Annotated in this window: 24 protein-coding genes and 1 riboswitch; of the genes, 9 read left to right on the top strand and 15 right to left on the bottom strand. The window is 72.3% G+C overall.

Features of this window, described 5'->3' with window-relative positions; all coding sequences use genetic code 11:
- The first annotated feature begins 64 nt into the window (after positions 1 to 64).
- Together C569_RS29710 and C569_RS0102800 are read left to right on the top strand one after the other, a co-directional pair.
- Positions 65 to 1,327: an MFS transporter gene (locus tag C569_RS29710; protein WP_018784308.1), complete on the top strand. Its 1,263-nt coding sequence runs from the start codon at positions 65 to 67 to the stop codon at positions 1,325 to 1,327.
- Between the two features lie 480 nt (positions 1,328 to 1,807).
- Positions 1,808 to 2,794 carry a tyrosine-type recombinase/integrase gene (locus C569_RS0102800; protein ID WP_018784306.1) on the top strand — a complete coding sequence of 329 codons (987 nt, stop codon included), beginning with the start codon at positions 1,808 to 1,810 and terminating at the stop codon, positions 2,792 to 2,794.
- Here C569_RS0102800 and C569_RS29705 read toward each other — a convergent pair.
- On the bottom strand, positions 2,784 to 3,806 hold the full coding sequence (locus C569_RS29705; protein WP_018784305.1) for a beta family protein: 1,023 nt from the start codon (positions 3,804 to 3,806) through the stop codon (positions 2,784 to 2,786). The genes C569_RS0102800 and C569_RS29705 overlap by 11 nt on opposite strands.
- Positions 3,807 to 3,931: 125 nt before the next feature.
- Here C569_RS29705 and C569_RS0102790 point away from each other — a divergent pair, with 125 nt between their 5' ends.
- Both C569_RS0102790 and C569_RS0102785 read left to right on the top strand, forming a co-directional pair.
- On the top strand, positions 3,932 to 4,951 hold the full coding sequence (locus C569_RS0102790; RefSeq protein WP_018784304.1) for a hypothetical protein: 1,020 nt from the start codon (positions 3,932 to 3,934) through the stop codon (positions 4,949 to 4,951).
- 93 nt (positions 4,952 to 5,044) lie between these two features.
- Positions 5,045 to 5,911 (top strand): bifunctional 5,10-methylenetetrahydrofolate dehydrogenase/5,10-methenyltetrahydrofolate cyclohydrolase, encoded by an 867-nt coding sequence (locus C569_RS0102785; RefSeq protein ID WP_026267620.1) that lies wholly within the window; start codon positions 5,045 to 5,047, stop codon positions 5,909 to 5,911.
- Between the two features lie 3 nt (positions 5,912 to 5,914).
- On the opposite strand, the gene C569_RS0102780 is transcribed toward C569_RS0102785, so the two are convergent.
- Positions 5,915 to 6,694 carry an endonuclease/exonuclease/phosphatase family protein gene (locus tag C569_RS0102780; protein WP_018784302.1) on the bottom strand — a complete coding sequence of 260 codons (780 nt, stop codon included), beginning with the start codon at positions 6,692 to 6,694 and terminating at the stop codon, positions 5,915 to 5,917.
- Positions 6,695 to 6,868: 174 nt separating this feature from the next.
- Between C569_RS0102780 and C569_RS0102775 the strand changes: the two genes are divergently transcribed.
- The gene (locus C569_RS0102775; protein ID WP_196806660.1) at positions 6,869 to 7,642 is read left to right on the top strand and encodes a TSUP family transporter; all 774 of its coding nucleotides are present in this window, start codon (positions 6,869 to 6,871) and stop codon (positions 7,640 to 7,642) included.
- Positions 7,627 to 8,430, top strand: coding sequence for a GNAT family N-acetyltransferase (locus C569_RS0102770; protein ID WP_018784300.1), 804 nt, complete (start codon positions 7,627 to 7,629; stop codon positions 8,428 to 8,430). The genes C569_RS0102775 and C569_RS0102770 overlap by 16 nt, the downstream gene beginning before the upstream one ends.
- Here the strand turns inward: C569_RS0102770 and def are convergent.
- Positions 8,410 to 8,919, bottom strand: a complete 510-nt coding sequence (gene def, locus C569_RS0102765) for a peptide deformylase (RefSeq protein ID WP_026267618.1) — start codon at positions 8,917 to 8,919, stop codon at positions 8,410 to 8,412. The two genes, C569_RS0102770 and def, sit on opposite strands and share 21 nt — an antisense overlap.
- A 99-nt stretch (positions 8,920 to 9,018) precedes the next feature.
- On the opposite strand from def, the gene pip reads away from it, so the two are divergent.
- On the top strand, positions 9,019 to 9,969 hold the full coding sequence (gene pip / locus C569_RS0102760) for a prolyl aminopeptidase (protein WP_018784298.1): 951 nt from the start codon (positions 9,019 to 9,021) through the stop codon (positions 9,967 to 9,969).
- Positions 9,970 to 10,059: 90 nt separating this feature from the next.
- On the opposite strand, the gene C569_RS0102755 is transcribed toward pip, so the two are convergent.
- Positions 10,060 to 11,253, bottom strand: coding sequence for a chorismate-binding protein (locus C569_RS0102755; protein WP_026267617.1), 1,194 nt, complete (start codon positions 11,251 to 11,253; stop codon positions 10,060 to 10,062).
- A 123-nt stretch (positions 11,254 to 11,376) separates the two neighbouring features.
- On the opposite strand from C569_RS0102755, the gene C569_RS0102750 reads away from it, so the two are divergent.
- On the top strand, positions 11,377 to 11,577 hold the full coding sequence (locus tag C569_RS0102750) for a DUF5999 family protein (protein ID WP_013286363.1): 201 nt from the start codon (positions 11,377 to 11,379) through the stop codon (positions 11,575 to 11,577).
- Positions 11,578 to 11,671: 94 nt separating this feature from the next.
- Here the strand turns inward: C569_RS0102750 and gcvP are convergent, their stop codons facing one another.
- The gene (gene gcvP / locus C569_RS0102745) at positions 11,672 to 14,494 is read right to left on the bottom strand and encodes an aminomethyl-transferring glycine dehydrogenase (protein ID WP_018784296.1); all 2,823 of its coding nucleotides are present in this window, start codon (positions 14,492 to 14,494) and stop codon (positions 11,672 to 11,674) included.
- Between the two features lie 73 nt (positions 14,495 to 14,567).
- Positions 14,568 to 14,658: riboswitch (glycine riboswitch) on the bottom strand.
- A 57-nt stretch (positions 14,659 to 14,715) separates the two neighbouring features.
- Positions 14,716 to 15,558 (bottom strand): NAD-dependent protein deacetylase, encoded by an 843-nt coding sequence (locus tag C569_RS0102740; protein ID WP_018784295.1) that lies wholly within the window; start codon positions 15,556 to 15,558, stop codon positions 14,716 to 14,718.
- Between the two features lie 154 nt (positions 15,559 to 15,712).
- Between C569_RS0102740 and C569_RS0102735 the strand changes: the two genes are divergently transcribed.
- The gene (locus tag C569_RS0102735) at positions 15,713 to 16,369 is read left to right on the top strand and encodes an NAD(P)H-binding protein (protein ID WP_018784294.1); all 657 of its coding nucleotides are present in this window, start codon (positions 15,713 to 15,715) and stop codon (positions 16,367 to 16,369) included.
- A 49-nt stretch (positions 16,370 to 16,418) separates the two neighbouring features.
- Here C569_RS0102735 and C569_RS0102730 read toward each other — a convergent pair whose 3' ends face one another.
- The 9 genes from C569_RS0102730 to C569_RS0102690 all read right to left on the bottom strand — a co-directional run bounded on the left by C569_RS0102730 (position 16,419) and on the right by C569_RS0102690 (position 23,360).
- A complete protein-coding gene (locus C569_RS0102730; RefSeq protein WP_018784293.1) occupies positions 16,419 to 17,099 on the bottom strand; it encodes a DivIVA domain-containing protein in 681 nt (226 codons plus the stop codon).
- A gap of 17 nt (positions 17,100 to 17,116) precedes the next feature.
- Positions 17,117 to 18,283, bottom strand: coding sequence for a globin domain-containing protein (locus tag C569_RS0102725; protein ID WP_018784292.1), 1,167 nt, complete (start codon positions 18,281 to 18,283; stop codon positions 17,117 to 17,119).
- A 2-nt stretch (positions 18,284 to 18,285) separates the two neighbouring features.
- Positions 18,286 to 18,675 (bottom strand): group 1 truncated hemoglobin, encoded by a 390-nt coding sequence (locus C569_RS0102720; protein ID WP_018784291.1) that lies wholly within the window; start codon positions 18,673 to 18,675, stop codon positions 18,286 to 18,288.
- A 434-nt stretch (positions 18,676 to 19,109) separates the two neighbouring features.
- Positions 19,110 to 19,697 carry a MerR family transcriptional regulator gene (locus C569_RS0102715; RefSeq protein ID WP_026267616.1) on the bottom strand — a complete coding sequence of 196 codons (588 nt, stop codon included), beginning with the start codon at positions 19,695 to 19,697 and terminating at the stop codon, positions 19,110 to 19,112.
- Between the two features lie 217 nt (positions 19,698 to 19,914).
- Positions 19,915 to 20,379 carry a bifunctional nuclease family protein gene (locus C569_RS0102710; RefSeq protein WP_036311069.1) on the bottom strand — a complete coding sequence of 155 codons (465 nt, stop codon included), beginning with the start codon at positions 20,377 to 20,379 and terminating at the stop codon, positions 19,915 to 19,917.
- A 210-nt stretch (positions 20,380 to 20,589) separates the two neighbouring features.
- On the bottom strand, positions 20,590 to 21,282 hold the full coding sequence (locus C569_RS0102705) for a MerR family transcriptional regulator (protein ID WP_196806659.1): 693 nt from the start codon (positions 21,280 to 21,282) through the stop codon (positions 20,590 to 20,592).
- 50 nt (positions 21,283 to 21,332) lie between these two features.
- Positions 21,333 to 21,785: an FHA domain-containing protein gene (locus C569_RS0102700; RefSeq protein ID WP_007071101.1), complete on the bottom strand. Its 453-nt coding sequence runs from the start codon at positions 21,783 to 21,785 to the stop codon at positions 21,333 to 21,335.
- A gap of 216 nt (positions 21,786 to 22,001) precedes the next feature.
- Positions 22,002 to 22,382: a glycine cleavage system protein GcvH gene (gcvH, locus tag C569_RS0102695; protein ID WP_018784287.1), complete on the bottom strand. Its 381-nt coding sequence runs from the start codon at positions 22,380 to 22,382 to the stop codon at positions 22,002 to 22,004.
- 54 nt (positions 22,383 to 22,436) lie between these two features.
- A complete protein-coding gene (locus C569_RS0102690; RefSeq protein ID WP_026267615.1) occupies positions 22,437 to 23,360 on the bottom strand; it encodes a DUF881 domain-containing protein in 924 nt (307 codons plus the stop codon).
- Positions 23,361 to 23,362: the final 2 nt, after the last annotated feature.

The raw sequence follows: 23,362 nt of genomic DNA, 5'->3' as shown, positions 1-23,362 counted from the left end.
GGTCCGTCGTCTACCCACCCGGTGGAGCCGACCTCCCGCCCGCCACCACGCCCACGGAGCCCTCATGCCGCCCACCGGCCTGCGACACAACCGCGACTTCCTCCTGATCACCGTCGCCCGCACCGCCTCGAAACTCGGCACCCAGGTCACCGCCGTCGCCACACCGCTGCTCGTCCTGATGACGACCGGTTCCGCCACCGACGCCGGCCTCGTCGCCTTCGCCGAAGGCATGGCCCTCGTCCTCGTACTCCTGCCCGCCGGCCTGCTCGCCGACCGCCGCGACCGGCGCATCCTCATGCTCTGCTGCGACGGCGGCGCGCTCCTCGCCGTCACCGGCGTCACCGTCCTCGCCCTCATCGGAGACGCGCCCGTCCTGCTGATCGCGCTCCTCGCCGCCGCCACCGCCGGCCTCGGCGCCGCGCTGCAACCCGCCGCCGCGGCGGCCACCCGCGCCGTCGTTGCGGCCCGCGACCTGCGTACGGCCACCGTGTTCAACGAGACCCGCAACGGCGTCGTCCACCTGGCCGGCCCACCGTTCGGCGGCTTCCTGTTCGGCCTCGCCCCGGCCCTGCCGTTCCTCGTCGACGCGATCTCGTACGCCGTATCCCTGGTCGCCGTGGCCCTGCTGCGCGGCCCGCTCGGCCGGACCCTGACCCAGCCGGGGGAGTCTTTGCCCCGGCAGGCGGTCGCCGGCGTACGGTTCCTGTGGCGGCACCCCGCACTGCGGTTCACGCTGCTCAGCGGCGCCGTCCTGAACTTCGCGTTCGCCGGTGTGCTGCTGGCGATCATCGTCGTGCCGGTCCGCAACGGGGCCTCCGGCCTGTCCGCCGGAACCGTCATGGCGTGCGTCGGGCTCGGCGCCGTCGCCGGGTCGCTCGTCGCGTCCTGGCTGACCGCCCGGGTACCCACCCGCTGGCTGATCCTCGCGGTCATCTGGGCCTGCGGCGTGTTGACCGCCGCCATGGCCACCACCGACAACGGACTGGCGCTGGGCGCGCTGGCCGGCGCCTGCGTCCTGGTCGTACCGGCGGCGAACATCAGCATGCTGACCCTGCAGACGCTGTTGACCCCCGGCGAGCTTCAGGGGAGGGCGAACGCCGCCACCAGCTTCATCGCGCTGGTCGTGGCGCCGTTCGGCCCGGCGTTGTCCGGCCTGCTGATCGACCGGGTGCCGGCCCCGATGGTGTTCGGCAGCTTCGCCGCCGTCATGCTGGCGCTCGCCGGCGTGGCGGCCCTCGCGCCGGCTGTGCGTGACATGCCGGATCTGCGGTCCGTCGAGGACGTGGAGGCCGGCGAGGCCGAGCACCGCGACCCGCAGCCTGCCTGAGCGCCTCTGGCGGCGATTCGATAATGTATATTATGTCAAGTAACCCGGAGACGGGACCTCCCCGAGCGCTCGCGCAAGCGGGTGACCGCTTCGGCAGGCCTTCGGGTGCAGGCGGGTCGATTAGCCCACCCCTGGCGAGCGCTGGCACCGACAGTGAGCTCGCCGTCCGCCGCCAGCCGCCTCGCACCGACAGACACGACATCGCCCGGCGTTTGCCCGCCGGCAGGCACCAATCGCCTGAACCCCACCTCGCTCCATCCACCGTCCGCCGATCATGAAGTTGACGGCGACAAATTGGACAGCACTCCCGGTCAACCTCATGATCGCCCGGAGCTGCCGCCAGTTCGCCGAGGTGGCTGCAGCGGAGGGCTGCGGATACCGCCGTCTCGGCGAGATGGAGTTGATCATCGCCTTGATCGCCCGCGCTCCCCCGAAGTGGGCCTCCTGGCGGGAACGCGAAAATCATGCATAATATCCCTTATGCATGACAAACCGGACGATACGGCGGGCGCTCTGATCGAGGAGTTCCTGACCGCCCGGGCCACCCGTAAGCCCTCCCCCCACACCCTGGCCGCGTACCGGAGGGATCTGACCACGGTGGCCGAGCTGGTCGCCGCCGACGGTGAAGCCGCTCCCCTGCACCTACCCGTCAGCACCCTCTCCCCCCGCGTGATGCGCGCGGCGTTCGCGCGGTTCGCCGCTCCCCGCGCCGCCGCGTCGGTCCATCGCGCCTGGTCGACGTGGAACAGCTTCTTCACGTTCCTGGTCGCCGAGGGCGTCGTACCGGGAAATCCGATGCCTGCGGTGGGCCGGCCCCGCACGCCTCTCCCCCGGCCCAAGCCGCTGCGGGGCGAGGACACCCCGGAGGAACTGCTGGCGGCGGTGGCGCGCGCGGAGGGCCGGCAGCGTGATCCGTGGCCGGAGCGCGACCTGGCGGTGCTGGCACTGGCGTTGTGCGCGGGGTTGCGGCTGTCGGAGCTGCTGGCGCTGCGGGTGTCGTCGGTGGCCGGGCGCGCCGGCGAGCGGCGGGTGGACGTGGCGGGAAAGGGCGGGCGGCCGCGTACGGTGCCGATCGAGGACGCCGTGGACCGGGTGCTGGCCGGTTATCTGGACAGCCGGCGGCACCGGTTCGGGTCGCGCAGCGTGCGGCCGGACGCGCCGTTCCTGGTGGACCGTCAGGGTGAGCCGTTGCGGCGGGGTGGTCTGCAGTACCTGGTCGAGTCGTGTTACCGGCGGGCGGGCATCGGTGACCGGGTGCCGCGGGGTGCGCGGTTGCACGCGTTGCGGCACACGTTCGCGACGCGGCTGGCGGAGGACGGGGCGAGCGCGGCGGAGATCATGCGATTGCTGGGGCACGCGTCGTTGGCGTCGTCGCAGACGTACATCGAGGTGACGGCGGGTCAGCAGCGGGCGGCGGTGGCGGCGAACCGCACCAACCGGGCGTTGTCGGGGTTTCTCAAGCAGTAGGGGGCAGGCCGAGTTGAGCGGCGACGTACGCCAGGTGGTGTGACGTTCCCCAAGCGATCCAATCCGTGGCGACGCCGGTCCCGGCATGGCATGCGGCGCGCAGGGCGATCTGTTCGTCGCCCCAGGAGAAGTGCCGTCCGGCGGCTGGCCAGTGGTCGGCGGACACAAGGGCCTTGCAGATGTCGTAGATGCCGATGTTGCCGTTGCCGTCGCGCGTGGCTCGGTAGGCCCACCAGGCGTCGTGGTGGGTGTAGCGGAGGTTCGGTGCCGGCCCGCGGGTTCCGGAGCTCATGCGGGGACAGGTGATCCCGTAGTCGGCGAACTGGATGTCGTGCTCCTGTAGCCGCTTCCAGAGATCGAAGTCCCTCCGGCGCAGCGGGGTGGCTGTGTGGGCCGGCACGTGGGAGATGTTCGCGGGCATGGCACCCGCGGCGACGACGACTGTCTTCCAGGGATGGCGCCGAGCCCATGCGAGGTGTTTACGGATCAAGGGTTCGGCGCTGGTGAGGTCCCGGTCGGAGGGCACCTCAGCGACGTCGAGGATGAGGATGCAGTCCTCGGGATGCAGTTCGGTGGCGGACAGAACGTGACTCAGTCGGGCGCCGGTTTCGGCGGCGTCCGGTTCGGTGTGGTCGGCGGGGAGCCGTATGACGCCGCCGTACGGGGCGGCGGCGTCACGGACGTCCGCCAGTTGTGCGGGGGTGTCGTGCAGGTGGGCGACGGGCAGGGCGGGGATCCCCCATCGGTGCAGGTCGTCGGCGATGTCCTGAAGGGGTCGGCGGGTACCGGTGGTGGGCTCCGGGAGGTGACGCACGTCGACAGCGATGGCCATGTCGCGTGGGATGGATTCCTGCGCGCGCTGGCTGAAGGCGGAGGCGGCCTTGATCGAACCCTGGTCGGACGGTGGCACGTCGAAGATCGGGAGGATGTGCGGCACCAACTCATCCGCGATGTGGTCGAGGGCCCGGAATTCGGCTTTTCGGCCTTTAAGGATCGGATAGTAGCCCGCCATTGCATCGCCCCACACGATTTGACGACAGTCACTTGTATCGATGTTCCACGTTCTGTGTCCGATCGACAACCTTCCGTGTCAATGCGGGCGGGCGTGGGCGTTGCCGGGCTGGCAGGATCGGCGGGATGCGAGTCGGTGCGGCGCGGGCGGTGGCGGTCGGGTGGGTGCGGGAGCGGATGCGCGTCGATCCGTTGATCGAGGGGCCGTTCTTCAGCGGGTCGACTGTGGGGTTGCCGGACGACGCGGCGCTGCCGGTGTCGTCGGACGTGGATGTGTTGCTGGTGCGCCGGGAGCCCGGCGCGAAGGTGGGCAAGTTCGTGCACCGGGGGGTGCTGCTGGAGGTCAGCACTGTCACGTGGGAGGAGTTGGGTGGCCCGGAGGACGTGCTGGGGTCGTGGGTGTTCGCGCCGATGTTCCGTACCGATGGGGTGATCGCGGATCCGTCGGGCCGGCTGGCCGCGGTGCGGGAGCGGGTGGCGGCGGGGTTCGCGGATCCGGTGTGGGTGCGGGCGCGGTGCGCGGGGGTGCGGCGGCGGATCGAGGCCGGGTTGCGGGCGGTCGGTGGTTCGGCGCCGGTGGCGGAGCAGGTGCTGGCGTGGGTGTTTCCGACGTCGTTGCTGGCGGTGTGGCCGGCGGTGGCGGGTCTGGTGGATCCGACGGTGCGGCGGCGGTACGTGCGGGCGGAGCGGGTGTTGTCGCGGTTCGGGTTCGCGGATCGGTACGCGGGGTTGCTGGACACGCTCGACGGCGGCGGGGCGGGCGTGGACGCGGCGCGGGTGCGGGAGCATCTGGCCGGGTTGGCGGTGCTGTTCGACGAGGTGTCTCGGTTGCCGCGGGAGGGGTTCGCGTTCGGGGCGGACCTGAGCGCCGCGGGGCGTCCGGTGGTGTTCGACGGTGCGGCTGAGCTGGTTGGGGCGGGCCGGCATCGGGAGGCGATGTTCTGGGTGTTGGTGACGTACGCGCGGTGTCTTGTGGTGTCGGGTGCGGTGGCGCCGGAGCGGGAGCGGGCGTTCGGGGCGGTGCTGGCGGATCTGGGTGTGGCGTCGTCTGCGGATCGGCGGCGGCGGGCGGACGGTTTGCTGGCGGCGTTGCCGGAGTGGCAGGCGGTGGTGGATGCGGTGGCGGCGGAGGCTGTGGCAGGCTGAGGGGGAACGCGACTGGCGGCACGGGGATGGGTGAACCATCGGGGAGCTCGTCGTGGGGGTCGACCGCCTGGGCCTCCGCGGGCGAGGTGTCGTATGTCTTCTGCGCGGTTGTTGCCGGGTGCGCCGGTGGCGGAGCAGGTGTTGTCGGAGGTCGCCGCGTCGGTGGTCCAGTTGCGTGCGGCGGGGGTGACGCCGGCGTTGGCGACGGTGCTGGTGGGTGACGACGACGCGAGCGCGGGTTATATCCGGATCAAGCAGCGGCAGGCGGCGGAGCTGGGTTTCGTGTCGCCGCACGTGCATCTGCCGGCGTCGGCGTCGCAGGCGGATCTGCATGCGGTGCTGGCGGATCTCAACGCGGACAAGTCGGTGCACGGGGTGCTGGTGCAGTATCCGGTTCCGGGTCACCTGGACTACGACCGGGCGTTGGCGGAGCTGGATCCGGACAAGGACGTGGACGGGATGCATCCGGTGAACATGGGCCGGCTGGCGTTGGGGTTGCCGGGTCCGTTGCCGTGTACGCCGGCGGGGATCGAGGCGTTGCTGGCGTTTCACGGTGTGCCGGTGGCGGGCCGGGAGGTGGTGATCCTGGGCCGGGGTGCGACGTTGGGGCGGCCGCTGGCGATGTTGCTGGCGCAGAAGCGGCCGACGGCGAACGCGGCGGTGACCGTGGTGCACACGGGGGTGGCGGACTGGCCGCGGTACACGCGGCGGGCGGAGATCCTGGTGGCGGCGGCGGGGGTGCCGGGGATCGTGCGGCCGGAGCATGTGCGTCCGGGTGCGGTGGTGGTCGGTGGTGGGGTGCGGTACGAGGGGCGGCGGTTGCTGCCGGATGTGGACGAGTCGTGCGCGCAGGTGGCGGGTGCGATCACGCCGCGTGTGGGTGGGGTGGGTCCGACGACGGTGGCGATGTTGTTCCGCAACGCGGTGCGGGCGGCGTGGCGGCAGTGCGGTCTGGCTTGAGTGTCAGCCGAGGTCGACGACGAGGGGACGGTGGTCGGAGATGGTGGCCAGTGGCGTGTGTACGGCGGTGACGGGTGGTAGCTGGTCGAGTGCGTGGCGGTCGGCGAGGATGTGGTCGAGTTGGAGGCGGGGTTGCCCGGCCGGGTAGGTGGGGCGCCGCGCGAGGGGTTGCCAGCGGGTGAGTGCGGCGGCGGGTCCGGCGGGCAGGTTGAGGTCGCCGAGCAGGATCCGGGGTGCGGGCAGGGTGCGCAGGACGCGGACGACGCGGCGTAGTTGCCAGATGTTCCAGCCGGGGACGAAGGACAGGTGGGTGGCGGCGACGGTGAGGGGGCCGTGGGGGGTGTCGAGGACGGCGGCGAGCACGACGCGGGGTTCGTCGCGGAGCAGGACGAGTCCGCCGCCGGGGCCGGGTGCGTAGATGGGTGAGCGGACGGGGGCGGCGCGCAGGCGGGTGACCTGCCAGGAGCGGACGGGGTGGCGGCTGATCAGGCCGATGCCGTAGAGGGGTTCGCCGTGGCCGTCGTCGTCGTGGGTGAGGGGGCGGAACTGTTCGCCGGGGGTGCCGACGACGGCGGCGGCGAAGCGGTGGTGGTCGGCGTGCAGGGCGCGGGCGGCCACTGCGGTGAGGTCGAGTTTGCCGCTGCGGGTCTGGTCTCGGTCGACTTCCTGGAGGGCGAGGATGTCGGCGTCGAGGTCGGTGACGGCGGCGCTGAGCCGGTCGGGGTCGACGAGTCCGTCGGTGAGGGATCGGCCGTGCAGCAGGTTGAAGGTGGCCAGGCGCACCTGGACACCCTACGTCGTCGTGGGAGTCTTGCCGGGTGCTGAGACTGTTGTGCTGTTCGATGCTGGTGTTCGTGGCGGTGGGGTCGGTCGGGGTGTGGTTGCGGCGTCGCCGGGGGCGGTGAGGCTGGCCACAGGTGGTCTCGTCGCTGGTGGCGGCGTGGGCAGAATGCGGCGGTGGATGCCCTGTCGTTGACGACGTTGCTGACCGCTGCCCTTCTGGCCGGGTGGGTGGACGCGGTGGTGGGTGGCGGCGGTCTGTTGTTGTTGCCGGCGTTGTTGGTGGCGGCGCCGGGTGTGCCGGTGGCGACGGCGTTGGGCACGAACAAGCTGGCGGCGATCTTCGGTACGTCGACGGCGGCGGTGACGTATGCGCGGCGGACGAAGCTGGACTGGGCGGTGGCGGGGCCGGCGGCGGGGTTGGCGGTGCTGACGGCGGGGTTGGGTGCGGCGTTGGCGGGTGCGGTGCCGGGTAGCGCGTACCGGCCGGTGGTGCTGGTGGTGCTGGTGGCGGTGGCGGTGTTCGTGCTGGCGCGGCCGTCGCTGGGTGTGGTGGCGTCGCCGCAGCGGCGGTCGCCGGTGCGGGTGGTGGTGGCGGTGGCGGTGGCCGGTCTGGGTATCGCTTTGTACGACGGGTTGATCGGGCCTGGTACGGGCACGTTCCTGGTGCTGGCGTTCACGGCGCTTCTGGGTTCGGATTTCGTGCACGCGTCGGCGATGGCGAAGGTCGTGAACGCGGGTACGAATCTGGGTGCGCTGGTGGTGTTCGGGTTGACCGGGCACGTGTGGTGGGCGCTTGGTGCGGCGATGGCGGTGTGCAACGTGGCGGGGGCGGCGGTGGGTGCGCGGATGGCGTTGCGGCGGGGTGCCGGGTTCGTGCGGGTGGTGCTGCTGGTGGTGGTGCTGGCGCTGGTGGCCCGGTTGGGTTACGACCAGTGGATGGCGGGCTGATCGCGGTGGCGGTGCGGGCGGAGCACGACCGGGCGGTGCTGGCGGGTCTGCTGGGCCGGGATCCGGTGTTGCACGCGTACCAGTTGGGTGATCTGGACGATTTTTTCTGGCCGTACACGTCGTGGTTCCGGCGTGGCGATCAGGTGGTGTTGCTGTATCACGGGGTGGAGTTGCCGACGTTGCTGGCGTTCGCGGCGCCGGATCGGGTGCCGGAGTTGGCGGGGTTGCTGGTGGAGGCGGCGCCGGTGTTGCCGGCGCGGATGTGGGCGCACCTGTCCCCGGGTCTGGAGGCGGCGCTGGGCCGCTGGTTCGTGGTGTCGGAGGCGGCGGCGCATCACCGGATGGCGTTGACGGAGCCGGGCCGGTTGGCGACGGTGCCGGCGGTGGGTGAGCCGTTGGGGCCGGCGGACGCGGCGGAGCTTTCCGCGTTGTACGCGGTGGCGTATCCGGGGAACTGGTTCGACGCGCGGATGCTGGAGACGGGCCAGTACGTGGGGGTGCGGGAGCGTGGCCGGTTGGTGGCGGTGGCGGGGGTGCACGTGTTCTCGCCGCGGTGGCGGGTGGCGGCGGTGGGGAACGTGACGACGCATCCGCAGGTGCGGGGTCGTGGTCTGGGTGCGGGTGTGGTGGCGGCGTTGTGCGCCCGGCTGCGCGCGTCGGTGGATCATGTGACGTTGAACGTGCGGGCGGACAACGCGGCGGCGGTGCGGTTGTACGAGCGGCTGGGGTTCTCCCGGGTGGCCGGGTTCACCGAGTGCGCGTTGACGTCATCGGTCGCGGCTGGGTGAGTCGAACCGGCCGGCGCGGATCTCGCGCAGGGCCTGTCGGCGGGTGTCGCCGCGCAGGGTGTCGACGTAGAGGCGTCCGCGCAGGTGGTCGGTTTCGTGTTGCAGGGCGCGGGCGAGGAAGCCGCTGCCGGTGATGGTGAGCGGTTCGCCGTGCTGGTCGTAGCCGTGTGCGGTGGCGTGCAGCGCGCGGGGGGTCGGGAAGTACAGGCCGGGGATGGACAGGCAGCCTTCCTCGTCGTCCTGGAGTTCGTCGGACACCTCCAGGGTGGGGTTGACCAGGTGGCCGCGGTGGCCGTCGGCGTCGTAGACGAACACCTGGGTGTTGACGCCGATCTGGGGTGCGGCGACGCCGGCGCGGCCGGGTGCGCCGAGCAGCGTGTCCATCAGGTCGGTGACGAGGGCGCGCAGTTCGGCGTCGAAGCTGGTGACGGGTTCGCTGGGGGTGCGCAGCACGGGGTCGCCGATGATCCGGATGGGGCGCATAGTCATGTCCGGAAGGCTATCCGTTGCTTACCGCTCGTGGGTGGACACCCGCCGGGGCGGTGACGCTCGTAGGGTGTGCGGACACCGTCGCAGGGAGGCCGCCGTATGTATCCGCCGATCGAGCCGTACGCGCACGGCATGCTGGACGTCGGGGACGGGCAGCGCGTGTACTGGGAGACGTGCGGCAACCCGGACGGGCGGCCGGCGCTGGTGGTGCACGGTGGGCCCGGTTCGGGCGCGGGCGCGTCGTGGCGTCGGCTGTTCGACCCGGCCGCGTACCGGATCGTGTTGTTCGACCAGCGTGGCTGCGGGCGCAGCACTCCCCCGGCGTCGGATCCGGCGACTGACCTGTCGGTGAACACCACCGGGCATCTGCTGGCCGACATGGAGGTGCTGCGCGCGCATCTGGGGGTCGACAGGTGGCTGCTGTGCGGCGCGTCGTGGGGGTCGTCGCTGGCGTTGGCGTACGCGCAGCGGCACCCGGGGCGGGTGAGCGCGCTGGTGCTGTTCAGCGTGGTGGCCAACACCAGCCGGGAGATCGAGTGGGTGACCCGGGACATGGGCCGGGTGTTCCCGCAGGAGTGGGCGCGGTTCCGGGACGGGGTTCCGGAGGCCGACCGGGACGGTGACCTGTCGGCCGCGTACGGGCGGCTGCTCGACGATGCGGACCCGGCGGTGCGGGACCGGGCGGCGCGCCACTGGTGCGACTGGGAGGACGTGCACGTGTCGCTCGCCGGCGGGTATGCGCCGGATCCGCGGTTCGCCGATCCGGTGTTCCGGTACGGGTTCGCCCGGCTGGTGACGCACTACTTCGCGAATCGGGGTTTCCTGCCCGACGGTCAGCTGCTGCGTGACGCGGGCCGCCTCGCGGGCATTCCGGGGGTGCTGGTGCAGGGTCGGCTGGACGTCAGCGGCCCGCCGGACATCGCCTGGCAGCTGACCCGGGACTGGTCGGACGCGCGGCTGGAGATCGTGGAGTCCGGCGGTCACGGCGGCGGTCACGGCATCGGCGAACAGGTCGTCGCCGCTCTGGACGCGTTCGCCGCCGCAGGCTGAGCCGCCACCGGCCCGCGGAAGCCGGAGCCGCCGCACACGGCCCACCGGGGGCAGGGCCGCTGCGAGAGGCCGGGTCGCCGGGCCGCCTTGTCAGCCGGCGAGCAGGGCGCGGATCGGGGCGGCCTTGGCGGCTGCTTCGGCGACCTCGGCGGCGGGGTCGCTGTCCCAGGTGATGCCTCCCCCGGCCCACAGGTGCAGCAGGTGCGCGTCGGCGGCGGCGGTGCGGATGGTCAGGCCCAGGTCGAGGCGGTCGGGCCCGACCCAGCCGAGCGCGCCCATGCTCGCGCCGCGGCCGACCGGCTCCAGGGCGGCGACGTGGGTCAGGGCGGCGTGTTTGGGCGCGCCGGTGACCGACCCGCCGGGGCAGACCGCGCGTAGCAGGTCGGCCAGGCCGAGGCCGTCGGCGGGCGCCGCCGACACGGTGGACTCCGCCTGCCACAGGTCACACCAGCGGCGTACGGTGAACAGTTCGTCGACGCGTACCGAGCCGGTGCGGGCGACGCGGGCCAGGTCGTTGCGTTCCAGGTCGACGATCATGACGTGTTCGGCGCGTTCCTTGGCCGAGGCGAGCAGGTCCCGGTGTCCGGCGGGGGTGGCGGGGCGGGTGCCTTTGATGGGGCGGGTGATCAGCCGGCCGTGCTCGACGGCGATGAGGGTTTCCGGGGAGGCGCAGCCGAGCGTCCAGCCGGGGCCGTGCAGGGTGCCGCCGTAGCGGGCGCCGGGCAGTGCGGCGAGGCGGGCCAGCGCGGGGCGCGGGTCGCCGGTGTAGCGGGCGGCGGCGTGGCCGACGACGTTGACCTGGTAGACGTCGCCGCGGGCGATGGCGTCGCGGACCGCGGCGACGGCGGCGGCGTGCGCGCCGGGGGTCCAGCTGTCGCGCCAGCCGCCGAGCCGCCACGGGGCCGACGCCGGTGGCCGGGGTGCCGCCGGGCGGCCGGTGTGGTGGTAGACGACCACGGCCAGGTCGGGCAGCGCCGGTGCGGGGCTCGGCGCGCCGGGCGGCACGCCGAGGGTGTAGGCGCCGGCGGCGGCGGACAGGTACAGCGCGGCGCCGCACACTGCGGCCCCGGGGTCGTGGCGGCCGGGGCGGGCCAGGTCGTCGCGGGTGATGCCGTGTGCGGCGAGGAAGCGTTGTGCCAGGTCGGCGGGGTCGCCGCCGTCGCCGATGCGCCAGTGCAGCCGGGCGGTCTCGACGAGCCGGCGGCGGCATCCGGGCGGGGCACCCGGTGCATCGACCCCCACCTGTGGGAGCGCTTCCACGACGTCTGGGCCGTGACGGGTCATCCGTTCAGCCCATTCTGGGTGAACATGACGCATCCTTGCTCGATGCCGCTCAGTTTTCCTTGGTACTGTGCGTCACTGGTCATGTGAACCATGACACAGTGCCCCCACAGTCCGGAGAACCCGATGTGTCAGCACCAGCCCACCTGCCCCTCCGCCGACGCGACCGACCGCGAGGCCGCCCGCGTCCTCGCCTGCTTCCCTGAGCAAGGCTGGAGCCTGCTCTGCAACGGTGTCATCGTCTTCGAGGACACCGGTGAGCTGCTCCCCGACGGGCGCACCATCGCCCCGCACCGGGGTCCGGCCCGCCACGCCCTCGTCGCCTGAGCGATCACGCAGCGTCAGTGAGCGTACGCGCCGGTCAGGACTGGCGCGCACACCGGCCGGGGCGGCGGGAGCCCACCGCCCCGGCGGCAGCCGCTCAGTCCTCGAACGCCTCCGGCGCGGGGCACGAGCAGACCAGGTTCCGGTCGCCGTACGCGCCGTCGACGCGCCGCACCGGAGGCCAGTACCGGCCCGCCCGGTCCACACCCGCCGGGTAGGCGCCCACCGACCGCGGGTACGGGTGCGGCCACTGGTCGGCGGACACCATCGCCGCGGTGTGCGGCGCGTTGGCCAGCGGGTTGTCCCCGGCCGGCCACTCCCCCGAGCCGACCTTGTCGATCTCCGCCCGGATCGCGATCATCGCGTCGCAGAAGCGGTCCAGCTCGGCCAGGTCCTCGCTCTCCGTCGGCTCCACCATCAACGTCCCGGCCACCGGAAACGACATCGTCGGCGCGTGGAAGCCGTAGTCGATCAGCCGCTTCGCCACGTCGTCGACGCTCACACCGGTGGCCTTGGTCAGCGGACGCAGGTCCAGGATGCACTCGTGCGCGACCAGGCCCTTGTTGCCGGCGTACAGCACCGGGAAGTGGCCCCGCAGCCGCGCCGCCACGTAGTTCGCGGCCAGGACCGCCACGCCGGTGGCGCGGGCCAGCCCGTCGGCGCCCATCATCCGCAGGTACGCCCACGGGATCGGCAGGATCCCCGCCGACCCGTGGTTCGCCGCCGAGATCACCGGCCGCCCCTCGGCGCGCGCACCGAGAGGGTCACCGGGCAGGAACGGCGCCAGGTGCGAGCGCACCGCCACCGGGCCCACACCGGGGCCGCCGCCGCCGTGCGGAATGCAGAACGTCTTGTGCAGGTTCAGGTGCGACACGTCCGCGCCGAACCGGCCCGGCTTGGCGAACCCGACCAGCGCGTTGAGGTTCGCGCCGTCGACGTACACCTGACCGCCCGCGTCGTGGACCTTCGCGCACAGCTGGGCGATGCCGGTCTCGTACACGCCGTGCGTCGACGGGTACGTCACCATGATCGCGGCGAGCACGTCCCGGTGCTTGTCGATCTTCGCGTCGAGGTCGATCAGGTCGACGTTGCCGTCGGCGTCGCAGCCGACCACCACCACCCGCATGCCGGCCATCACCGCCGACGCGGCGTTGGTGCCGTGCGCCGACGACGGGATCAGGCACACGTCGCGGTGGCCCTCGCCGCGCTCGCGGTGGTAGCCGCGGATCGCCAGCAGCCCGGCCAGCTCACCCTGGGAACCGGCGTTGGGTTGCACGCTGACCGCGTCGTAGCCGGTGACCTCGGCCAGCCAGCCCTCGAGCTGCGCGATCAGCTTCCGGTACCCGGCGGTCTGCTCGTCCGGCGCGAACGGGTGCAGGTGCGCGAACTCCGGCCAGGTGATCGCTTCCATCTCGGTGGTGGCGTTGAGCTTCATCGTGCACGACCCCAGCGGGATCATGCCGCGGTCCAGCGCGTAGTCGAAGTCGGCCAGGCGGCGCAGGTAGCGCAGCATCGCCGTCTCCGAGTGGTGGTTGTGGAACACCGGGTGGGTGAGGAAGTCCGACGTGCGGGCCAGCCCGTCGGGCAGGGCCACGTCGGCGTCGCCGTCGAACCCGTCGACGCCGAACGCCGCCCACACCGCGGCGAGGTGCGCGGGTGTGGTGGTCTCGTCGCAGGACACACCGACCCGGTCGGCGTCGACCAGCCGCAGGTTGACGTTGCGCTCGGCCGCGGCGGCCACCACGTCGGCGGCGCGGCCCGGCACGGTCGCGGTGACGGTGTCGAAGAACGCGACGTCCGCGACCTGCACGCCCCCGGCGCGCAGCCCGGCCGCGAGCCGCGCCGCCGCCTCGTGGGTACGCCGGGCGATCGCGCGCAGCCCGTCGGGGCCGTGGTAGACGGCGTACATGCCGGCCATCACCGCGAGGAGCACCTGCGCGGTGCAGATGTTACTGGTGGCCTTCTCCCGGCGGATGTGCTGCTCGCGGGTCTGCAACGCCAGCCGGTACGCCGGGTTGCCGTCGGCGTCGCGGGACACCCCGACGAGGCGGCCGGGCAGCATCCGCTCCAGGCCCGAGCGCACCGCCAGGTAACCGGCGTGCGGCCCGCCGAAGCCCATCGGTACGCCGAAACGCTGCGTGGTGCCGGCGGCGATGTCGGCGCCGATCTCGCCCGGCGGGCGCAGCAGCGTCAACGCCAGCAGGTCCGCGGCGACGGTCACCAGCGCGCCCACGCCGTGCGCCGCCTCGACCAGCGCCCGGTGGTCACGGACCGCGCCGGAGGCGCCCGGATACTGCAGGTGCAGGCCGAAGAACTCGGCCGGCAACTCGTCACGCTCGACGTCGACGACGCGCACCTCGATGCCGAGCGGCTCGGCGCGGCCGGCGATCACCGCGACGGTCTGCGGCAGCGCGTCGGCGTCCACCACGTACACCGGGCTCCTGCTCCTGGACGCGCGGCGGGCCAGCGTCATCGCCTCGGCCGCGGCGGTGCCCTCGTCGAGCATCGAGGCGTTCGCGACTGGTAGCGCAGTCAGGCCGGACACCATGCTTTGGAAGTTCAGCAGCGCCTCCAGCCGGCCCTGGCTGATCTCCGGCTGGTACGGCGTGTACGCGGTGTACCAGGCCGGGTTCTCCAGCACGTTGCGGCGGATCACCGCCGGGGTGTGCGTGCCGTGGTAACCCAGGCCGATCATGGACACGGCCACGGTGTTGCGGCAGGCCAGGGCGCGCAGCTCGGCGATCGCCTCCCGCTCGCTGGCCGGGGCGGGCAGGTCCAGGGTGCCGTGCCAGCGGATCACCTCGGGGATCGCGGCGTCCATCAGCTCGTCGACGGAGTCGTAACCGACTGTGCCCAGCATCCGGCGTTCGTCGTCGCGGCCGGGACCGATGTGCCGGTCGGCGAACTGCTCTGCGGTCATGCGCTGCGCTCCTTGGTGGGGCGAGGTCGACGGGTCGGCCTCCCCCTGAGTCGCGCTGACGCGCTCCACAGCGCCTGCCCACGTGGTCCTTTTGCCTGAGAGGTTCCGGGGAGAATCTGCCCCTTCGGCGCCGTCGGGTCGACGGTCTCTCCCACGTGGGTGGTACCGGCAGCCCCAACGCTACCAGCGGGCGTGTTTCCGGCTCATGTCCCGGGGGTTGATCACACCGGCGCCGGTGCCGCCGCCACCCGGTCGGCGAGCGCGCACAGCGTGACGCCCAGCGGCGCGTCCAGGCGCAGCGCCGCGTACCCGTCGCCGCGGGTTGCGCCCCGGTTGACGATCGCCACCGGGATGCCGTGGCGGGCCGCGCGCAGCACGAACCGCCGCCCCGACATGACAGTCAACGACGACCCGAGCACCAGCAGCGCCCGGGCCCGCTCGACCAGCGCGAAACAGTCCGCCACCCGGGGCGCGGGGACCGTCTCGCCGAAGAACACCACGTCCGGTTTCAGCATGCCGGTGCCGCAGACCCCGCAGTCGACGGTGCGGAACCCGGTCACCGCCTCGTCGGGCAGGTCCACGTCACCGTCGGGGTTGACGCGGGCCGCCCGCGCGTCGAAGCCCGGGTTCGCCTCCGACAGCCGCCGGTGCAGCTCGTCGCGGCCGGTGGCGTTGCCGCAGTCCAGGCACGTCACCTCGTCGAGGCGGCCGTGCAGCTCGATCACCCCGGTCGCGCCGGCGGCGGTGTGCAGCCCGTCGACGTTCTGGGTGATGATCCCGCCGAGCAGCCCGGCGCCCTGCAGCCGGGCCACCGCCCGGTGCCCGTCGTTGGGCGCCGCCCGGGCGATGGTCCGCCAGCCCAGGTGGCTGCGCGCCCAGTACCGCCGCCGCGCCAGCGGATCCCGGGTGAACTCCTGGTACGTCATCGGGGTGTGCCGGCGCGCCGCGCCGCTGGGCCCCCGGTAGTCCGGGATGCCCGACTCGGTGGACAGGCCCGCGCCGCTGAGCACCACCACGTCCCCGGCGGCCACCAGCCGCGTCAACTCCTCGAACGCCTCACTCACCCGTCCATCGTCCCTCGCCGCGCCCCTGCCCGCCCCTTCACCCGGCCGATCATGAGGTCGGCGGTGCTCAGGCCCGGCGTGTCGTACCGCCGACCTCATGATCGGCGAGGCCGGTCACCCGGCGAGGGCCGCCGTGGCGGGCTAGGTTGAGCCCATGCGCGTCGTCATCGCCGGAGGGCACGGAAAGATCGCCAAACTGCTGGAGCGGGAACTCGCCGGACGCGGAGACACCGCGCTCGGGCTGATCCGCAACCCCGACCACGAAGCCGCGCTGCGCGCCGCCGGCGCCGAACCCGTCGTGTGCGACCTGGAACACACCGACGTCGACACCCTCGCCGCCCACCTCGCCGGTGCCGACGCGGTCGTGTTCGCCGCCGGCGCCGGACCCGGCAGCGGCGCCGCCCGCAAGGACACCGTCGACCGCGGCGCCGCCGTGCTGCTCGCCGACGCCGCCGTCCGCGCCGGGGTACGCCGCTACCTGCTGGTCTCCTCCATGGGCGTCGAGAACGCGCCCGCCGAGGGCACCGACGACGTGTGGGTGGCGTACCTGCGCGCGAAGAAGGCCGCCGAGGACGACGTCGCCGGCCGGGACCTCGACGTGACGGTGCTGCGGCCCGGCCGCCTCACCGACGACGAACCCGCGGGCCGGATCACCCTGGCCCGGCACGTCGAACCCGGCGCGATCAGCCGCGCCGACGTGGCCCGGGTACTGCTCGCCCTGCTGTACGCCCCGGACACCGCCGGGCACACCCTGGAACTGGTCGGCGGAGACACACCCATCGCCGACGCGATCGCCGCCGTCGCCGGCTGACCCGGCGGGCACGTCCCGGCCCGCGATCATCCACGGACCGGGACGCCGCTCAACGCTGGTGCCGGGACAACGCCGGCTGCGGTGCGCCCCCGCCGCCCTGCGGCAACTCCCGGGCGATCCGCTCCATCGTGCGCGACAACTGCTCACTGCCGTCGTCGAGGTGCCGGGCCGCCGCCTGCATGTGCGAGATCATCATCTCGCCGAAGATCCGCAACGCCTCACGCGTCGCCACCGAGTCGCCGAAGCCGCTCCCGGCCGCGCTGCGGTACTCCGTCACCGCCCGCTCGGCCTCCCGCTTCGCCTCCTCCGCCGCCGCCCGCATGTAACTCTCGTACTGCGTACGGGCGTACTCGGCGATTCGGCGGGCGTAGTCGTGGGCCTGCGCGATGATCTGCTCGGCCTCCCGCTGCGCCGCCGACAACAGGTTGACCTCCTTCGCCGCCGGCGCCACCGCCGCCTCGGTGCTCGGGATCACCCCGTGCCGGTGCAGCTCCAGATGGTCGTTGAGCCGCTCGTTCTCCGCCCGCAGGTTCGCCACCTGCGCGGCCAGCAGATCCAGCTCGTCAGCCACCTGCAACCGGAACCGGTCCACCCCGGTCTGGTCGTAGCCACGCCGGGTGAACGCCGCCGACCCGAACTCCCACCGCCGTACCCGGTCCGAGGTCAACCGCACCTGCACCGGACCGGACACCTGCTGCCCGTCGTAACTTCTGATCGGACCCGCGCTCACCGGCTCACTCCTCGCGCTCACCGGTCCACCTCCGACTCGTCAGACCCCGTCAACGTCCGCCACGCCGGGCCGTACCAGTGCTTGCCGTAACCCTCGTGATGCACCTGGCCCGGCTGGTACCCGGCACCGCTCAACGCCGCCACGGAATGACCCACCATCTCGTGCGAGCCGCACACATACACGTGCCGCGACCGCCAGTCCCCGTCGGCCAGCACCCGGTCGGCGACACGCACCGACTCACCCGGCCGGGCCGGATCCGCACCGGCCACGTACGACACCCGCAGCCACGGATGCGTCGCCGCCAGCTTGTCGATCGCCTCGCTGTCGTAGAACTCCGTCCGCGAACGCGCACCCACGTACAGGTCCACCCGCCGGCCCGAACCCTCCGCCGCGACCTGCTCCACGAGCGCCTTCACCGGCGCCCAGCCGGTCCCACCCGCCAGCAGCAACAGATCCGACGACCCGGCCTGCCACAACGTCAACCGGTCCCCCACCGGCGACGCCAGGTGGATCTGGTCACCGGCCGCGCACCCGTACACCAGACGCGACGACACCACACCACCCGGCGCGGCCCGCACGTGCAACTCCACCGTGCCGTCCGGCCGCGGCGCGTTCGCCGGCGAGTAGTACCGCCACGACCGCACCGCCGGATGCGACACCCCGATCGACTGGCCGGGCGTGAACGGCAACAGATACTGCGGGCGCACCGTCAGCACCGCCACGTCGAACGTGCGCTGCTCGTGCGTCAGCACCTCCGCCACCCACCACGGCGGCGACTGCGACTCCGCGGCCTGCGCGCCCTCGATCATCACCCGCGCGACGAGCCCGTACGCCGCGGCCCAGTCAGCGGCCAGTTCCTCGGTCCACGCCTCACCGCAGAAGTGCCGCAACGTCGCCAGCAGCGCCTCACCGACCGCCGGGTAGTGCTCGGCGCGCACCGCGAACTTCCGGTGATCCGCGCCGAGGTCCCGCAGGAACCCGACCAGCCGGTCCACCTGGTCCACGTGGGACACCACATGCCCCAACGCGGCCACCAGCCGGTCCCGCTGCCCGGCCATGTTCGTGGGGAACATCTGCCGGGTCTCCGGATGCGCCAGGAACAGCGTCGAATAGAAGTAGAGCGGCACCTGGTCGCCGTGCGCGGCGGCCAGGGACCAGCTCTGCTTGAGCCGTGCGACGTCCACGCTCAGGCGTCCCCCGCCGACACGACCTGCTCCCGCACCTGCCCGAGCACGACCTGCACGTCGGCGATCACGTCCGCCGGCACACCCAGCTCGACGAGCGTCGCGGTCAGGTGCTCACCGACCTTCGCGTAGTGCTCACCGGTGATGCTCAGCGGCTGGTGCGCCTCGGCCAGCCCACGGCCCGCGTACTCGTTCGGGCCACCCAGCACCACCGCCAGCATCAGCGCCAGGTGCCGCCGCTGCTCCACCATGTCCACGTCGGCGAAGTAGCCGGCCAGATCCGGGTCGGCCAGCACCCTGTCGTAGAACAGCTCCACCGCGGCCTTCACCGCCGCCGCGCCGCCGATGCGCTCGTAATGGGAGATCGGGGTGGTCTCGCTCGTCACCGTCATACTCGGTCCTTCCACCAGGGGCCCGCGGGCAGCGCCGCGGCAGGGGTTCGCCGTCCGGCGCGGCGTCACACAGCGTTCCGCCGTGACGCCGACACGCCGACGACCGGAACGGACCATAGCGCGACCGCAACGACACTTCACGCCCACCCTGTGCCAATCCCGAGAGCCGTCGAACACGGACAGTCAGCAACCCGCCCGAACCGGTGGACGCACCGCAGCCGCACGCACACAAGCCGTCAACGCACACCACGTACCGTCCTTTTCGGACATCACGTGCACACGCGCCGCGACCTGCACCGACTTCCACCCGGCCCGGCCCACACCGCCCGAACGCCTGAACCCACAGGCGAGGACCACACCCCGTCACCAAAACACGAATCGCGCCGCACCCTTTTCGGGCGCGGCGCGATCCCGTCAACGAGACGCGACGCAGGTCACCCGGCCCGGCGCCGGGCCCGGCGCGCCGCCAGCTCGTCACCCACCGACTCCACCTCCGGCTCCACCGCCGCAACGGCCGGCTCCTGCCCACCCACCGGCTCCGCCGGCAGATGCGACAACGAACCCTGGATCTCCTTGAACGCGCCACCGATCGCGATGCCGAACACCCCCTGGCCGCCCTGCAACAGGTCGACCACCTCCTCCGGCGACCGGCACTCGTACACAGTCGTCCCGTCGGAGATCAACGTGATACCCGCCAGATCGTCCACCCCACGCGACCGCAACGCCTCGATCGCCTTACGGATGTTCTGCAACGACACCCCGGCATCCAGCAGCCGCTTCACGACCTTCAACACCACCAGGTCGCGGAACGAGTACAACCGCGACGTCCCCGAACCCGACGCGTCACGCACACTCGGCACCACCAGCGCCGTACGCGCCCAGTAGTCCAACTGCCGGTAACTGATCCCCACCGCAGAACACGCGGTCACACCCCGGTAACCGACCTCGCCGTCACCAGCCGGAACGGCCCCCACACCCGCCTGCTGCTCCGCACCCGGACCAGGATCCCGCGGCTCGTGCATCCGGACCAACCTCCCCGCGCCCGTGGCGGCGCCGCGTCGACTCCCCGTACGCGCACCCCTCGACACGGCAACCCTAACGCCGCCCCCCGGACTTCACCCGCAGGAGACACCGCGACACGCCGCGCCACCATCCGGCAACAAACCACACACGGCGGCCGGCCGCCACCACCGTGACACCCGCCGCCGCGCCGACCCCGGCCACCCGGCCGGGAACACCTCAACCCGCGAAGTCCTCCGGACGCACCTGCTCCAGGAACTCCCGGAACTTCTCCACCTCGTCCTCCTGCTCGTCCGGAATCACGATCCCCGCCTCACTGAGAACCTGCTCCGCACAACGAATAGGAGCACCCACCCGCAACGCCAACGCGATCGAGTCACTCGGCCGCGCCGACACCCGCACACCGTCACCGAGCAGCAGATCCGCGTAGAACACGTTCTCCTTCAACTCGGTGATCTCCACCGCCCGCAACGGCGCCTGCAACGCCGTCAGCACATCCCGCAGAAGATCGTGCGTCAACGGCCGAGCCGGCTTGACCCCCTGCTGCTCGTAAGCGATCGCCGTCGCCTCGACCGCGCCGATCCAGATCGGCAGATAGCGGTCCCCCTCGACCTCCCGCAGCAGGACGATCGGCTGGTTGCTGGGCAACTCCACCCGAACTCCGACCACGCTCAGCTCGCGCACCGCCGCCTCCGTGTCGTCGTCACCTTGCACCGCGCCCTTCCCTGCACGGTACACGGACCAGGACACGGGAGTCCCACGCGCTACGTGCACCACGCCTCGCCGGACGGGCATACCCCGGCAAGCCTACGACACGCTCCACCCACCAGATCTTTCCGCGCCCACCCACGACGAAGGGCCGGGCGCACCCGCACCCGGCCCTTCGCACCGACCTCACCGGCCCAACGTCGACCGCAACCCCACCCGCAGCAACGCCGCGTGCAACCGCTGCGACAACGCCACCAACTCCCGCGCCGTCTCAGCCGCCCGGGCCCGCGCCGCCGGATCGCTCTGCCGCGCCAACGGCGCCACGAGCTGCGCGAACAACCCGACCTCACGATCCGCCGCCGACCGGTACGCCCGCAGATGCCGAGGCTCCAGCCCGTACGCCGCCAGACCCGCCACCGCACTCGCGATGATCAACGCATCCGCGTCGTACCACCCCGGCGGATCCGGCACCAGCACACCCAGCCGCTCCAACTCCGCGAGCGTCGACTCCTCCACACCACTACGGGCGATCAGACCCGCCCGGTCCAGCCGCACCTCCGACGACTCCACCGGCTCCCGGCCCGGAACCTCACCACCCGGACCCACCGCCACCAGATTCGGCCGCCCCCGCCCCGGCGACGGAACAGACCCGTCCCACTGGGCCAACTGCTCCCGGATCACCCGCAACGGCAGGTACTGATCCCGCTGCGCGGTCAACACGAACCGCAACCGCGCCACATCGTCCCAGCCGTACTTCCGATAACCCGCCGGCGTCCGCTGCGGCTCCACCAGGCCCTCAGCCTCCAGGAACCGCAACTTCGAGATCGTCACGTCCGGAAACTCCGGCCGCAACTGCGCCAGCACCTCGCCGATACTCATCAACGCAGGCGCCCGCGCCGCCCCGGACGGCGTCGAAGCCGCAGGCTCGTTCACCCCCGGCCGGCCTCCTCCTCCGGGCGCGGACCGGCGATGAACACCACCCGGAACTTGCCGATCTGCACCTCGTCACCGTTGCTCAGCGTCGCCGCCTCGACCCGCTCACGGTTCACATACGTGCCGTTCAGGCTGCCCACATCCCGCACCGTGAACGTCCCACCGTCACGGTGGAACTCCGCGTGCCGACGCGACACCGTCACGTCGTCCAGGAAGATGTCACTGTCCGGGTGCCGCCCACTCGTCGTCACATCGTGGTCCAACAGGAACCGGGCACCCGCATTCGGACCCCGGCGAACCACCAGCAACGCCATACCCGGCGGCAACGAGCCGGACATCCGGCTCGGCACCACATCGGTGTCCGGCCCCTCCAGCACTTCGTCGAGCGAACCGAGATTGAGCGTCGAAGTGACGTCGAGCGGGGGGAACTCGTCGTCTGGGCGCGTCATGGGACCACCTCACGGATCTGTTCGGTCGGCGTCAGGGAATGGCGGGTCTGGCCGCCGGGCAACACCACACCCGGCGGCTGGCTCCCCGTGCCCGGGAAGGCGCATTCCGCGACGCTCAAACTATTGGTTCTCGGTCGACTGGGCGAGCCTAGCCAGCGCCGAAATGCAGGGCAACCGGACGCGCGGAACCGCGCCGCCGCCCGGAACAGCACGAACTCAGCTCTCGGTGAGCTCGCGGTACGCATCAGCGGTCAGCAGACCCTCGACCGCCGCCGGATCGTCCGGAGTGATCTCCACCAACCACCCCGCACCGTACGGATCCGTATTGATCACCTCAGGGGCGTCGGCCAACGCCTCGTTGCGCGCCGCCACCGTGCCGCCCAACGGCGCGTAGATCTCCGACACGCTCTTCGTCGACTCGATCTCGCCCAGCGACTCACCCGCCGCCACCACCGCACCGGGCTCCGGCAGCTGCACGAACACGATGTCACCCAGGGCATCCTGCGCGAAATGCGTGATACCGACGCGGACGACACCACCGTCACCACCGACCACCCACTCGTGCTCGGCGGTATACCGCAGATCCTCAGGAATCACCAGCTGCGTCCTTCGTCATCGGTGCACCGGAGAAACCGGCGCGGCCGCGACCGGTCACGAGACCGGCCGGGCGTGGTCCAGCTTGATCGGCGCGTGCAGCTGCGAAACCTCCACAACCTCACGATCCTCGGAGGTCACGTTACCGCCGCCGTCCCGCACCGATGCGACCACCCCGCCCGGAATGTTCAACGCCGTACGCATCGTCGCCGGATCACCGATCACCATGATCGTGAACGGACCCGTCAACCGCCGCCCGTCCACCACCAGCGCACCGTCGGTCCCGTCCACGAAATACGTCGACGCGATGATCCGCGCCGCCGTACCGTCCGCGCCCTGGATCTGCATCGCCTCCGCGCCCGCACCCCGCAACTCCTGCACCGCGTCCAGGATCCGCGTCGACGACACCGCCTTCGCCGGCCCCGAGAACCGCACCTCAAGACCCGGACCCACAGCCGGCAACGTACCCGCCAGGATGCCCAGCTCGTCCGCCCGCCGCGTCGCCTCCTCCAACGCCGCCTGCCGGCCCTGCTCACCCGACCGCAGCTGCCGCTGACTCTCCTCCAGCAACTCGATCTCCTGGCGCAGCCGCCGCTCCCGCGAATCCAGATCCGACGAGATCCGCACCAGGTCCTCCTCCCGCGTCGCCGCGAGCGTCGGATCCGTCGACGTCGTCTTGAACTGCACCACCAGCGTGAACCCCAGCAACGCCAGCAACACCGCGATCATCGCACCCGCCGACGAGAACCGCCGCGCCGCCGACGGCCCATCGGCCACCGCGCCCCGCTCCGGCTCGGACTCCGGCACTGCCGCCCGCTCCGCGGGAGGCGCCGACTCGTCCGGCACCGGCGCCAACGGGCTCAACTCGTCCGGATCGGGCGCCTCCGGGCGCGGATCCGGCTCACCCGCCGGACCCGACGGCCGCACCGGCTCCCCCGGCCTCGGCCACCCGGTACCCGTCTCCCTGTGTTCCTCGCTCATCG

This window comes from Micromonospora sp. CNB394 (assembly GCF_000374985.1).
Taxonomy (GTDB): Bacteria; Actinomycetota; Actinomycetes; order Mycobacteriales; family Micromonosporaceae; genus Micromonospora; species Micromonospora marina.
This window is presented reverse-complemented; position numbering and strand designations above follow the sequence as displayed.